8 protein-coding genes are annotated in these 14,209 nt (G+C 47.4%); 5 read left to right on the top strand and 3 right to left on the bottom strand.

The genetic code is table 11. The features are described from left to right. Positions 1-3,107: putative selenate reductase subunit YgfK (gene ygfK / locus RM811_RS05095; RefSeq protein WP_402521434.1), on the bottom strand; the 3,107-nt coding region annotated here is incomplete at its 3' end. Between the two features lie 932 nt (positions 3,108-4,039). Between ygfK and RM811_RS05100 the strand changes: the two genes are divergently transcribed. Then, entirely contained in the window at positions 4,040-6,526 is a 2,487-nt protein-coding gene (locus RM811_RS05100; protein WP_402521437.1) for a hypothetical protein, read from the top strand. A gap of 26 nt (positions 6,527-6,552) precedes the next feature. Here the strand turns inward: RM811_RS05100 and RM811_RS05105 are convergent, their stop codons facing one another. Together RM811_RS05105 and RM811_RS05110 are read right to left on the bottom strand one after the other, a co-directional pair. Further along, complete coding sequence (locus RM811_RS05105; protein ID WP_402521440.1) at positions 6,553-8,355, bottom strand: sigma 54-interacting transcriptional regulator; 1,803 nt, start codon at positions 8,353-8,355, stop codon at positions 6,553-6,555. Positions 8,356-8,593: 238 nt separating this feature from the next. Further along, on the bottom strand, positions 8,594-9,220 hold the full coding sequence (locus RM811_RS05110) for an NTP transferase domain-containing protein (protein ID WP_402521441.1): 627 nt from the start codon (positions 9,218-9,220) through the stop codon (positions 8,594-8,596). Positions 9,221-9,262: 42 nt separating this feature from the next. On the opposite strand from RM811_RS05110, the gene yqeC reads away from it, so the two are divergent. The 4 genes from yqeC to ygeW all read left to right on the top strand — a co-directional run. Then, positions 9,263-10,072: a selenium cofactor biosynthesis protein YqeC gene (yqeC, locus tag RM811_RS05115; RefSeq protein ID WP_402521443.1), complete on the top strand. Its 810-nt coding sequence runs from the start codon at positions 9,263-9,265 to the stop codon at positions 10,070-10,072. Positions 10,073-10,139: 67 nt separating this feature from the next. Beyond that, positions 10,140-11,759, top strand: a complete 1,620-nt coding sequence (gene yqeB / locus RM811_RS05120; RefSeq protein WP_402521446.1) for a selenium-dependent molybdenum cofactor biosynthesis protein YqeB — start codon at positions 10,140-10,142, stop codon at positions 11,757-11,759. Positions 11,760-12,083: 324 nt separating this feature from the next. After that, a complete protein-coding gene (locus RM811_RS05125; RefSeq protein WP_402521448.1) occupies positions 12,084-12,665 on the top strand; it encodes a hypothetical protein in 582 nt (193 codons plus the stop codon). 465 nt (positions 12,666-13,130) lie between these two features. Next, the coding region (ygeW, locus tag RM811_RS05130) for a knotted carbamoyltransferase YgeW (protein ID WP_402521449.1) at positions 13,131-14,209 on the top strand (1,079 nt) is incomplete at its 3' end.

The raw sequence follows: 14,209 nt of genomic DNA on the forward strand, positions 1-14,209 counted from the left end.
TTACCCAGCAAATAAGCCTGATTCAGGTAGACATGGCTGATAATCCTGCACAGATCATCCTGTCCACGGGGTACTTCACTCAACTCACCCATCACATTGATAGTCATCTTGTTGATCTTGTCACCACTGCGCAGCCAGACCCCATCATCTTGAACCAGGAAACCGCTGTTTGTGCTGTTTTCAAAGTCCTTCATCAGACTGAAGACGGTGAACTTCTCCTTATAAGGTTTGCTTTCCCAGTTACAGAATTGCGCACAGTTACCGCATTCATTGCAGTAAGCATCCAGGTGGAGAATCTGATACTTCTCCTTGAAACCGGGGATTTCGATAGCCACATTGGCCCGGTTAGGGCAGACATCCACACACTTGTTGCAAATGTGGTTACATTCCAGACAACGCTCACCTTCCTGGCGGGCAAAGGCTTCAACTTCATCCGCTGGCACTGAACTCATTGGGATCAGACCACGGCGGGCACGAATAAGCTTTTCGTCTGCTGCTGGAATTTCTACTCTCTTATTATCAAGAGCTGTGTGAACCAGTGCCTGATGGCGAGCGAGCACTGTATCCGTAGCTCTTCTGGCTTCATCAATGCAACGTACGACAGTGGATGGCCCTGTATGAGCATCGCCGATCAGGAAGACATTACTGACACCGGTCTCCCGGGTCTGACGATCAACTGCAGCCCAACCATCGGTACCCAGGGGGATACCCATCTTGTTCAACAACTCAGAATCTGCCTGCTCACCAATGGCAGTGATAATGGTATCCACTGGCAGAGTACAGGTTTCATCGGTAGCCACAGGGCGACGACGACCACTGGCATCAGGCTCACCCAGTTTCATAATCCGGCAAGTAAGCATACCGTCTTCGGTCATACTTTCCGGATTAGTCAGGAACCGGAAGCGAGCACCATCCTTGACTGCATTGCCATATTCTTCACGGTCTGCAGGCATTTCGTCTTCGGTACGGCGGTAGAACACCCGAACCTCTTCAACACCAGGCACCTTCAGGGCAGCACGGGCACTGTCCATGGCGGTATTACCACCACCGACAACCATCACTCTTTTGCCAAGATTGATGGTTTCCGGAGCTTCATTGAACTGACGCAAAAACTGCAGGGATGCCAATAAACGACTGCGATCACCTTCCAGTGGCATCCGGTTACCTTTCTCCGCACCAATGCCCAGGAAGACGTAATCAAAATCGCTGTGTTTCAGATCCATTACATCCAGCTTCGGATCGCAACCAAACTCGAACTGCACCCCATGGGCCTTAACAAAGTCGATATCCTGTTGAATCACTTCTGCAGGAATACGGAAGTTCGGCAATACATTGCGAATGATGCCGCCAGCATCTTTCTCTTTTTCAAACACCACCACTGGAAATCCGGCACGAGCCATAAAATAAGCAGCAGACAAACCAGCAGGGCCTGCACCAATCACGGCACAACGGGCAGTTTGCCCCTGTGCTGGCTTGTGCCAGGCAGACTGGTAATCATCCCAGCCTTTTTCCATGGCGATCCGCTTCATATCGCGGATACGAACAGCACCTTCATAGTCCTTGCGGGAACAGCTGAACATGCACTGATGGTCACAGATATGACCCGTGATGCCTGGTAGTGGGTTTTTGTCGTAGATCAGACTGAGTGCCTGTTGATATTCCCCTTTGGCTACCAGCTGAATATACTCCGGCGCATCCTGACCAATGGGGCATGCCTGTTTACAGGGTGCAATGGTGCAGTCAGTCAGAGGAGAAGTAGCCTGCTGGCGTTTTGGTGTTTCATGCCAGTTCTTTTCTGTGTATTCATCAGTAGTTAATGCTTTGGCAGCCAGTACTTCCAGTGCGGCTACATCAACAGTTTCCCGTGCCCAGCTATCGCTTCCTTCCAGTGCCAGGGCGCAGTCACGCAGGCGCATATAACCACCGGGTTTTAACATCTCGGTGGCCATGGTGATAGGGCGAATACCGACATTGAAAATATCGGCAACATTGCCTTTCCAGGCTCCACCGGAATACGACATTGGAATTTCACCATTAAACTCACGGGCAATAACAGCAGCAAGATTAATAGTCAGCGGGTAAAGTGAACGACCAGACATGTACATCTCGTCGCCAGGCAAACGGCCACGGTTGTTTATACAGCCCAGCGTATTTGAGAGTTTTACACCAAAGCTCAGCCCCAGATCGGCACCGGTCTCACGGAGCCGGTGGAGCATGGGCAGTGCATCCGCCATTTGCAGGTCATGGCTGAACGATTCTTCTTTCAGACCTATGTAGCCAAAACCCCTGTTGTCCAGCACCTGACGCACATATTGGAAGCCGAGCAGTGTTGGGTTGAGCTTTACATAAGTATCAATGTGCTTCTCTGTCATCATGTAGTGACAGATCGCTTCAATTTCATGGGGAGGGCAACCATGCATGGTTGAGAGGGTAACGGAGCGGGCGATCCTGCCGGAGATACCATCGACCGCTGCCAGCAGTGAATTTATTCGGTCTTTGCACTGGAAGGTTTCCTGAACGTCATCACGCTTCAGCCATTCCCGGGCAATCTGCTGATACTGCTCAAACGTCTCATGACCACTGCTGTCCATCATATTATCAATAAAGGTCTGCATGGGTACGGTCTTGATACCCTTGAGGTCATAGCCAACACTCATATTGAAGATGAAGGTTTTATCACGGCTGATCATTGCCGGATCAAACATCTCTTCCAGCACATGGAGAATCACCCAGGCTTTCAGGTACTCATCATAGGCTTTTGGCAGGGTAAATTCGGTAGACCACTCGGTGTTGTAACACTCATCTTCTGGATCGATACAGGGCTTTTCGAGCTCCAGCGTGTCCATAATCTGGACAGTTTTCAGCTCGATAAAACGACCACCTGCAGCCCAGGAGGCAATGATATTCTGGGCCAGCTGAGTATGAGGGCCGGCCGCAGGACCAACGGCAGTAGATGCGGTTTCTGAACAGACCCGAATACTCTGGTCATTCTTCTTCCTGAAGAGCAGGTCTGTCCGGATACCAAAAAGGGACTGGCTGCTTTTGTACTCTCCATGGATTCGCTCCAGCATTTCCCTCAACGGGACAGGACGCATGATGTCACCCATTATCGAAACTCCTCATCAAAAAGACAGCGGCTGCCACCCTTAATGCTTTTGTATGTAAATCCGCAAAGGGTTTCGTTTTTCCGCTTTTATCTGCCTTCTTTGTAAACAGACAGTGACGTATGTAGAGAAAAAGGCAGGATTCAGGCCAGAATTAGAAGATGGTCGTGCCAGAGCCGGACATACCCATCAATCAAATGACCTGAATCAATATCTGATATTTTCAAGCTGCATGCGTTTTACGAATGTCGTTTACCAAATGAGAGCAATTACCATCTGGATGGTCGTGACAGAGACTCAACTGCAGTAATGAGAAAGGGATTATCATTTTGATGGATCATGCTGAGAAAACTCAAGGGTATAGATTTTTTCTGTTCAGTAAATTAACAAGTGTTCAGAAAACGCCGACAAGTGTCTTATATTTCCTATATATAACATTATTATTTTGAATAACCCGGTATAACCAGCAATTAAATATGGTGGATTATTTACAGAAGAGATATAACCCTTTATTTAAATGAAAAAAACATATTATCACCGATAACAGAATAAGTACTATTTTATACAATCAAATAACCGAAGAATATTAACCACAACCTTGTAAAACAATAATAAATGAGGATGAATAAACGATATGAGAATCCGACAGCCAGAAAAACCACCAATTCCATTCAGGAGTCATTATGTTTTTTCATGGTTTCCGTTTCCATCTGCATGCAAAAAGAAAACACTCCCAAACAATGCCAGACCATGCCAGGATAGTTTCAGGCATGCAAGGCTTCACATTTTACACCACCCTATTGATTAATTTATAAGAATTAAGATATCTAATAAAACAAAACAAATAGAGTCAACAATTGGATTTTACAGGTGGCGTTTATTATTTTTGGTTACTTTACCAACAACACTTAATATGAAAACGAGGATGTATCGTTATGCACAGTCCACTAACAAGCTCAACAGGGGATTTATGGCAACAGAAAACACAACCAGGTGAGGGCGTTGATAGAAATCGCCCACCGCAAACGGTAGAAAGCAGATTTCCATCAGGGCCAAGAAGAACGATCAGTGTGGATAACAATACCCAGCCCTCTGATCTTCAAAGATCTGATCCATCACTACAAGATACCACCACACCATCTGAACCTCCGCCCCACACCAGTCAACCGTTAGGTTCTCTTATAAACCGGGATGAAATTCAAAGCGCTATCGCTTCTGAAAGTTTGGACCCTTCGTTGGCAAGAACAGCCCCTTCCACTGGTATCAAAAAGTCCCCCCAGGAGTTTGCCGAAATAATAAAAAGAATACTTGAACGCATTGAACATCTAGAGCAAAAAAATATAAGACAGGAACATACAATAACAGAACAAGAGAAAACAATAGAATTAGCTGGCGAATCACACCGTACAACAACCCCAGCTGCCAGCGAACAACATTCGAGTGTATCAATAGAAAGCGAACGGCTTTCGAGTGTATCAATAGAAATAGAAACAGCCAACACTAGCAATCCAGAAACCAGGCCACTAGATACAGATCCATTATTACTGAAATCTAAAAATCCTGAGGAATTGGTCGACAGCAAAAAAAGCATCCGGCATGATGAAACACCGAAAGATATTACTCAGTTTGTAAATTCAGTAAGTCAGCAGGATCTTCAAAATTTATCTGATAAAATGAAAGCAACCATATCTGAACTCAAAGATCCAAAGCAAGAAATCTCTGACCATGAAAAATATTTCATGAATCTGTCAGAAGAAGTTCTGGGGATGATCGAAAAAATAGAAACGCAACGTAAGGGAGAACTAACCTGTAAGAGTTTTACCGAAGTAGTTAAAGACCTTGGCTGGGAAGTTCCCCTATTTCTGTCATTCTATATTGGAGCAACCATAAATCTGGCAGTATTTGTTGGAACAGCCGAAGAAGGTGAGAAATTATACAAATTAATGCTTGCCCTCGGAGCATCAACAGCAACCGGCCCTATGTATTTATGTGGATTTCTGTCCTTGCTGGAGAAATTCAAAAGCCGGGAAAAAAGTTCAAATCCCTCCGAGCAATCAAAACTTGGTCAACTAACTAGTTCTGTCAGTTCTTTGTTAAAAAGTCCAACCAAATTATTTAAGACCACCTTGATAACAGCGATAGCAGGAATGTCGGTCTATCTGGATGCTAAAAATGCCCGCCTCGGAGTAACAGAATTGACGGGGTCACCAACATTTGGGCTAATGATGGGAGTTTTCAATGGCGTGACTGAAGCATTAATCCCCATAGTTCTGTTAGATCAAACCTACCACTGTATTGTCGATCCTTTAAGTTCATTAATCAGAGGTTCTACTTTCACCAAGAATCAATTAACCAAACTGTCAAAGTCTTTAACACCATTGCTCGAAAGTCATTCAGCGAATGATATTAATCAATATATAAACAAATTAGATACCGAAGATAGAAACACATTGAAAACTATAATGAAACAAATTCAGGGAAATGAAAATGTATTAACAACTGAATTAAGCAGACTTTTAGCAGATCAACCCATCGAATCAGCTGCCAGCCGAAAACACAATGCTTTGCGATTTCTGCTGCAATTATTTGGGATTACCTCGACGGGTATCCTTGTCGCAGGTGCAATGTCAACGCCTGAAAAAGCGGGTTTTTATAAAGCGCAAGAGGCAGCCTGCGTGAAAACAATAACTCCACTCGCAGCAACCACCACTCCCATAATCAAATCTGCCCTCGTCAGCACCATTGCCGCCAGCGTCATCCACGGCCTCAACGCCACCATCAACGCCAACGCCACAGAGGCCACCACCCTCACCACCGAGTCCTACATCCAAGGCCTCATGCAGAACGGCACTACTGCTTTCGACCCCTCTCAATGCAATCTTCAGGAATACCCTCTTACAGAGAATACTTTAAATCACCTCTCTTATTTCATGATGTCATTGGGCCTGTATCCTTGTTTATTGAACTCTATTACTGCCCTGAAGAAAGCAGCCAACATACTTTCTGATATACGGCATGGTAAAATCCCATCATTAAAAGATGTGGCAAGCGTTTCAGTCGCTACTCTTGGTGCGACCTGCTATGCAATGATTATACTGGGTGTAAAAGGTGGTATAGACTATGTAGAATCAGTTGAAGAGTCGTATGGATTTAATACACGTATTCTACCGTCGAGTGCAATACTTGTAAGTATGATGATAGCTACGATTATAGGAACGCTCTATGGTGGCTCATCACTGGGTACATCAGCAATCCTCGACAGGGCTGAAACACGATTATTTAACAGGGAAATAAAAACAGTAGAATCAGATGATGATGATGAGGCTACTACGTGTAAACTGACTGAGATAGTAGATGGCGAAGATGATCCGGATTTAACAGACCCAAAATCAAGGCCCTATCTAAAATTTACAAATGTTTAACTGAAGCCTGTTTCTTTTTATCTAACTCAAAAAAGCTCATTCACTTCGTGTTCAAGATCGTACTTCTTTATTTTACGATACAGTGTGGCGATGCCTATACCCAGTTCATCTGCCACACGCTGTTTCCCTTCGCTTTTTCCAAAAGAGCGGAGGGCCCGGCTCACCAGGTGCTTTTCCATGCTCTCCAGATTAAGAGAAAGTGGTTGAATACCATCATCACTACCATGACTATCTGAGCCATCTGTTAATAAAGAGGAGATACTGCGTTTTTGAATATTCACTGGCAGTAAATCTGAAGTGACCGACTCGCCGGGTTCAGCCATGTTCACCAGGTACTCAATGGTATTGGCCAGTTCCCGAATATTACCGGGCCAGTGCCACATATTCAAAGAGTCCATGACATCCATACTTAAACCTGGACTGGGAACACCCAGGGCAAGTGCATGCTTTTCCAGAAAGTAATCAACCAATAGCACTACATCTCCTGCCCGGTCGCGCAGTGGCGGCAACTCCAGGGGAATAACATTCAAACGATAAAACAGATCTTCCCGGAATTTTTTTGTACTGACCAGATTTTCAACATCCTGATGTGTGGCTGAAATAACCCGGATATCCACAGGAATAACGCTGGAAGCCCCCACCGGGGTAATTTCCCGACGATCAAGCACCCGCAACAGTTTCGCCTGAAGGTGCAGAGGCATATCACCAATTTCATCCAGAAAGAGTGTGCCACCATCGGCCTTTTTCACCAGCCCTTCCCGTCCCTGGCTGGACGCACCGGTAAAAGCACCCCGGGCATAACCAAACAGCTCACTTTCCAGCAGCTGCTCCGGAATCGCCGCACAGTTAATAGCAACAAATGGCTGATCTGCACGGTTGCCAGACTCATGAATCATCCGGGCCACCACTTCCTTACCGGAGCCGCTTTCGCCACGAATCAGAACACTGGAGGGGCTGGAGGACATTCGTTCAATCTGTTTGCGCAGCCTTTTTACTGCCGGTGAGGTGCCGACCATTTCTGTTCTATTACCAGAGAATGGTTTGGAACTTTGCAAAGGAGAGAGTGCTCGCAGTACGAGAAAGCGACGTTCATCCAGAATCAACATTTTTCCAGGCAGTAACTTTTCCTGATCTCCCACCTGAATAATATACTCGTCCTGCTGTCGGTTCCCCTCCTTACTTCTGCCAAAGGGTCTTACCTGAACGCTATTGATCAGGCTATTGGCATTAACACGACTATTGGACTCAATACCCAGCAATTTACGAGCGGCGCTATTCAGATGCTGGCAATGACCTTTACTATCAAGCTCCAGAAGCCCCTCCACCAGGTCTTCACCCACTTCTTTGAGCATCAGCTCACTGCGACGAACCTTATCGTGATAAATACTCTCCATGGTTTTGGCAATAAACAGTTGAGCGGTGTTTTCAATGGACTCAATATAAAAGTCGATATTGCCCAGCAGCTTTTCCCGCTGCTCTTCATTGAAACACACCAGACTGATCACACCGATGCAGTCGCCATGAAAGATGACCGGTACGCCAAGAAAAGCCTTTTCCCTGCAACCCACACGCCGGCTACACATCAAACATTCCGGATCCTGCCCGGAACGCTCAATCACTTTATGACGGCGAGTACTAATCACCGATTTAAAGGCATTGGTGCCGGTGGTGAGCGGGCGCCCCAGATTGCTTGAGTAGGGTCCGGTACCGGCAATCCGTACCAGGTTGTCATCCACCACTTCCACATCCAGATTCAACATTCTGGACAGCACCTGTACAAAACGGAGCACCGTGGACTGAATGGACATCAAACGGGAAGTGGACTGCATGTTCAGGGTCTTCTCTTTTACTTACCCTTTTATTGTCCATTGCAGAAAAGCCCTGCGCTTTGAGCCAGAGCAGTGTTTCAAACGGATAAATATGACATTCGTCGTTTTTCTTTTATTCAACCTTTTATTCAACCTTTTATTCAACGAAAGCTATTGAAGGTGAGTTCAATTATTTTCATGACACTTTAATTGATAACCCTGCAGCCTATTGACTCAAGTCACGGACAGTCAGTACCCATCATTGCCATGCTAATTGAAACTGCTGGTAGCGTTCCGGGGTATCAATATCCTGATGTATGGCATCCGTGCCCACTGTGATAAAGCGATGAGGCCCGGCCAGTAACAGGGATTTCATACGGGATTGAGGAGGAGCGTTGAGAACGGCCTCAAACCCGCTGCGGTGCAGAAGAACAGGATGACCCGGCTGCTCATCAAGGCTGTTCACTACAGGAAAGAGGGTATCAACATCCCGCTGTCGCCAGAGTTCAGAAAATACGGTGGGAGGAATCAGTGGCATATCACCATGGGTGATAAAAAGGTACTCCGTTTCGCAATGACTGACGCCTGCCTGTATTGAGCTGAAAAGCCCGAGATGATACTCCTGATTATGGACCCACTTGATTCGGGGATGGTTGTCATATCGAGCGTGTAATTCCTCACCACGATAGCCCGTCACCAGAATAACTCGCTGACAGAAACAGAGTGCATTGGCAATGCTGCAGTCAAGAATGGTTTCTCCATTAGCACGCTCTCCATCAGGCTCTTTATTAGAGAAGGGCAGCATCATTTTCCAACGGCCCATTCTCGATGAAAGTCCCGCTGCTGTAATCAGGCAATCCACTGGTTTGGTTGAGTCCGTTGACATGGCGAAGTTCTCATTAAACGCACCGTTTTACGGGAGTATCTCATGCTCAGATTTCCAGATAGCCTGTCATGGGTAGACCCGGTAGAAGACCGCATTATTGCGGCAACCGGTGCCGGAGGAAAGACCAGCTGCCTGGAATATCTTGCACTTCAGCTCAAACTATTGGGGCATAAGGTACTATTAACCACCACAACACGCATTTTTCGTCCCTCACCAACCGGTTTTGGCCAATATGTTGACCGACTGATTGAACAGGATGTGTTAGCGCAGACAGCGTGCGAACCCGGAGCATCATCCATTACAGTCGCCGGTTTTGCTGGAGAGAGTCCGGATGAGAATCCGGAAAAACTTTCCGGGCTTGATCCCGAAGCCATTCAACATCTGATCAGCCTTAACATATACGACAATATACTTATAGAAGCCGATGGTTCCAGACAACGTCCGTTAAAAGCACCGGCTAAAAACGAGCCGGTTCTGCCTGATAGCTGTCAGGTCATTATAGGCGTGACCGGCTGGACTGGTATTGGTAAACCCGTCAATCCACAGCATATTCACCGCTGGGAGCAGTTTTCCGGTATTACCGGTTTATCAGAGGGTGACCGGTTGAGTCCTGAAGCCATGCATCGATTACTCAAAGCAAAACATGGCCTTTTCAAAAATGCACCAGCGAATGCCCGCAGAGTCTGGCTGATCAATCAGGTGGATACTGCGGCCGACCGGGCGGATGCCTCTGACTTTATCAGCACTGTACAAACGCTTTCACCACCGGTTCATCATTGTTTAATCAGCAGTTTCAAAGGTTCATCCGGGTTTTTCCTGCGGGAGGTCGTTCGGGAAACTGCATCGACTTGAAAACGATTAAAAGACCTGTTGTAACAACCTCTAATAACACTATTCAATTTCATAATAGGGGAAACCAATGAACATTTTTTCGGAAGCGGCGCGACTCTACGAACAAAACACGCCTTTTGCCCTGGCTTCTATTATTGAAACCAAAGGGTCTGCGCCCCGCCATGATGCCATGCTGCTGATACAGGAAGATGGCAGAACTCAGGGAACCATTGGCGGCGGCATGATCGAACGCCATATCATCAGTGAAGCCATTGAAGCTTTGCAGGAAGGACGCTCAAGAATCATTAAAGGCAGTATGTCCAGAACGGGCAAAGATGCCATGGATATGGATTGCGGTGGCACCATGACCGTCCATATTGATGTGCAGGGCATTCGCCCGGACATGCTGTTGATTGGTGGCGGCCATGTTAACCGCGCTGTGGCAAAGCTGGCTTCAGATCTGGGTTACCGAATTACCGTTGCCGATTCCTGGGAACCCAACCTGAACGCAAAACTGTTTCCACCAAACACCCGACTTATCCTGGGTGAAACTATTCAGGATGCTATTGGTCAGGCAACCATCAGAGACAACACCCAGGTCATCATCGCCACTAACCATGAAGACACTGCCGCATTGCCTGCCATTCTCAACAGCCCGGCCCGTCATATCGGTCAGCTGGCCAGCCGTCGCAAGGTAGAAACCCTGCACAGCAAATGTCTTGAACTTGGGATCAGCGAAGCCCGTTTTCAAGAGGTTCGTACTCCGGTAGGACTGAACATTGGGGCAGAAAGCCCGGAAGAAATTGCCCTCAGCATTATGGGGGAAATCCTGGCACTTTCCCGTGGCAAGGCTCCTGGAAAAAGTGGCGAAAAGTCATCAACGCCACCTTCGACTTCAAGCAGTAGCGATAAGCTCATCGTTATCCGGGGGGCAGGCGATCTGGCATCCGGCACTGCGGTCAAGCTGCATAACAGTGGCTATAAAGTGGTGATGCTGGATTTACCAAAACCAACGGTGATTCGTACAAATATCTCTTTTGCCGGCGCCCTTCTAAACGACAGTGAACAAATAATCGTTGAAGGCATTACTGCTCGCAAAGCACGATCTGTCGCTGATGCACTGAGAATCATCAGTGAGGGAAATATCCCGATAATGGCCGACCCTGATGGCCAGACGCTCCGCCAGTTTAAACCTGCGGTTCTGGTTGATGGCATTCTGGCCAAAAAGAACCTGGGAACCCACCGAAAAATGGCGCCCGTCACCATTGCCCTGGGTCCCGGATTTAATGCCGGACAGGATGTTGATGCCGTGATCGAAACCTCCCGGGGCCATAACCTGGCAAGAATTATTTACCAGGGAGAAGCTGAGCCAAACACCGGCAAACCCGGTGCCATTATGGGTTACGCTGAAGAGCGGGTTTTACGTGCGCCCTGTGCAGGACAAGTGACTCCTGAAGTGACCATTGGCGAACTGGTCGAAGAAGGACAGATAGTGGCGAGCATCACGACAGCCAATGGAAACCAGTCGGTTATTACCCGAATCGGTGGCAAGGTTCGCGGTCTGATCAGTGCAGGATCAGAAGTGACCCGGGGGTTTAAGATCGGCGATATTGATCCCCGCAGAACCAGTGTTGACCACACAACCGTTTCAGATAAAGCCCGGGCTATTGCCGGTGGTGTCCTGGAGGCGATATTGAAATTATCCTGACGCTGCCCGCCGCCCGTTTCCCGTAAAAGCCAGAACCGCTTGTGCTTTTTCGGGAAGCGGGAAGCGGGAAGCGGGAAGCGTCATTGGGTCAGTTACTTAATAACCTCTCTTTTTATTTCCCCCATTAATAAACCCAGTGACATTCTAATGCTCTGCTATGCTGATCATGCAGTCAGTGCACTGCTTTTTCTATAAAACTGCCATCACCTGAATATCAGGTTGAGAAGTAGTGCTCTCTTTTTACAATAATTTCTAAATAAGAGCGCTTCATGGCTGTCTAAATACAAAATTTATTAAGTAACACAACAAAAGACAGGTAGCGGTATGTCGCTGGAAACAAGAGTTGAGATGCTGGAGAAGCAACACCAGTCCCTCTACGGCGCGATTCATGGTCTGGCTAAAGCGATGGCGGATATCAAACACATCGCGCTCAAAAACCAACATGAAATCATTGGCGTCAAAGTCAACATGTCTGGCATACAGACAGAAGTTACCGGCGTGAAGGAAGATGTCTCCGAGCTGGCACAGGCCACTTTGTCAGGTTTTGAACGTACCAGTGACTTAATGGATAACACCCACAAAATTCTGGATGATATTAACGAGCATCTTGGCACGATCAATGTCCGTTTGGATGAAACCAATAAACTCGTGGATGGAACCCATGAACGTGTTGATGAAACCTACGAACGGTTAAATGAAACTAACGAGCGCCTCAGTGATAATAATGAACGTCTGGACGAATCAAACGAGAGACTTGAAGAAAACAATGAACGACTCAGCAGTACCAATGAATGGCTTGGTGGAATTAACCAGCGTCTGGAAGGGGTAGAGAGTCAGGTGAAAGAGGTTCGTAAGGATATCCTCACCCTGGGGCAGATGATCAAGCACCGGCTGCCGGAAAAATAAATGCATTGTCCGTTGCCCGAAAAAGCATAAACGTACCCGGCTTTTTCGGGCATAGGGCAACGTTCTTTAACGCTTGGCCTAATGTCATTTTGATTATCAACTCCTCCCACTTTTTATCAAACTGATAGATCAAAACGAATCAGCGAATTTTCCCTGCTTCAGAAAAATTGCTGTAAGTCATTTTTCTGATTGTCACACTCAGCAAACCGATTTTTCCTTTCTGTGCCAGCAATGGCCTACCCCCGCTTTTATCAAGCCCTTCATTCTTATGAACAGGCAATCCCCCATGGCCTCACCGTTTTCCCATCAAAGTTGGCACGTATGTTGGCTATTAAAAGTCACTAGCTAACCATCTGACTGATTACTCAGGATCGCATTATCACCGCATCAGGCTCAGTCAATTAAAACCCCGGACCTTCAGCACTTTCTTGCCCGAAAGGTCTGCATAAAGAAAAAGGAAGTATCGTGAGCAACTTTGACCAGTTAATTCAACAGATCAAGACCCTGAACACCCAACTGCATACCAAAGACTTTCTCCTGACCTGGGAACAGTCCACCGATGAGCTGAAGCAGGTTCTGAAAGTGGCTGATGCCCTGCGTATGCTCCGCAACGAAAACATCTCCACCAAAATATTTGACAGTGGTCTGGGTGTTTCTCTGTTCCGTGACAACTCAACCCGTACCCGCTTCTCCTTCGCTTCTGCCTGTAACATGCTGGGCCTGGCGATTCAGGATCTGGACGAAGGCAAGTCCCAGATTGCCCACGGTGAAACCGTTCGTGAAACCGCCAATATGATCTCATTCTGCGCCGACGTGGTTGGTATCCGTGATGACATGTACCCGGGTTACGGCAACCAGTATATGCGCGAAGTCGGATCGGCCCTGGACTTCGGGATGGAAAACGGCGTTCTGGCTCAGCGTCCGGGTCTGGTTAACCTGCAGTGCGATATTGACCACCCAACCCAAAGCATGGCTGACCTGGCATGGCTCACCGAACACTTTGGCAGTCTGGAAAACCTGAAAGGCAAAAAGATCGCCATGACCTGGGCTTACTCTCCCAGTTACGGCAAGCCACTCTCTGTTCCCCAGGGCATTATCGGTCTGATGACCCGTTTTGGTATGGATGTCACCCTGGCTCACCCGGAAGGCTATGACCTGATTCCTGATGTGGTTGAAACTGCTGGCCGTCAGGCTGTTGACAGCGGCGGCAGCTTCACTCAGGTGAGCACCATGGCCGAAGCCTTCCAGGACGCTGATATCGTGTATCCAAAGTCCTGGGCACCTTACCATGTTATGGGTCGTCGCACCGACCTGCTGAAAGCCGGTGATCATGCAGGCCTGAAATCTCTGGAACAGGAATGCCTGGCCCAGAACGCCCTGCACAAAGACTGGCACTGCACCGAACAGATGATGAAGCACACCCGCAAGGGCGAAGCGCTTTACATGCACTGCCTGCCTGCAGACATCACCGGCGTTTCCTGTAAGGAAGGTGAAGTGACTGAAGGCGTGTTTAACAAATACCTGGTAGACACCTACAAGGAAGC

The sequence above is a fragment of the Endozoicomonas sp. genome, from assembly GCF_031844845.1.
Taxonomy (GTDB): Bacteria; Pseudomonadota; Gammaproteobacteria; order Pseudomonadales; family Endozoicomonadaceae; genus Endozoicomonas.

Coding starts and splice junctions, on each gene's coding strand:
- RM811_RS05100 (WP_402521437.1), top strand. CDS start 4,040: ATGCACAGTCCACTAACAAGCTCAACAGGGGATTTATGGCAACAGAAA.
- RM811_RS05105 (WP_402521440.1), bottom strand. CDS start 8,355: ATGCAGTCCACTTCCCGTTTGATGTCCATTCAGTCCACGGTGCTCCGT.
- RM811_RS05110 (WP_402521441.1), bottom strand. CDS start 9,220: ATGTCAACGGACTCAACCAAACCAGTGGATTGCCTGATTACAGCAGCG.
- yqeC (WP_402521443.1), top strand. CDS start 9,263: ATGCTCAGATTTCCAGATAGCCTGTCATGGGTAGACCCGGTAGAAGAC.
- yqeB (WP_402521446.1), top strand. CDS start 10,140: ATGAACATTTTTTCGGAAGCGGCGCGACTCTACGAACAAAACACGCCT.
- RM811_RS05125 (WP_402521448.1), top strand. CDS start 12,084: ATGTCGCTGGAAACAAGAGTTGAGATGCTGGAGAAGCAACACCAGTCC.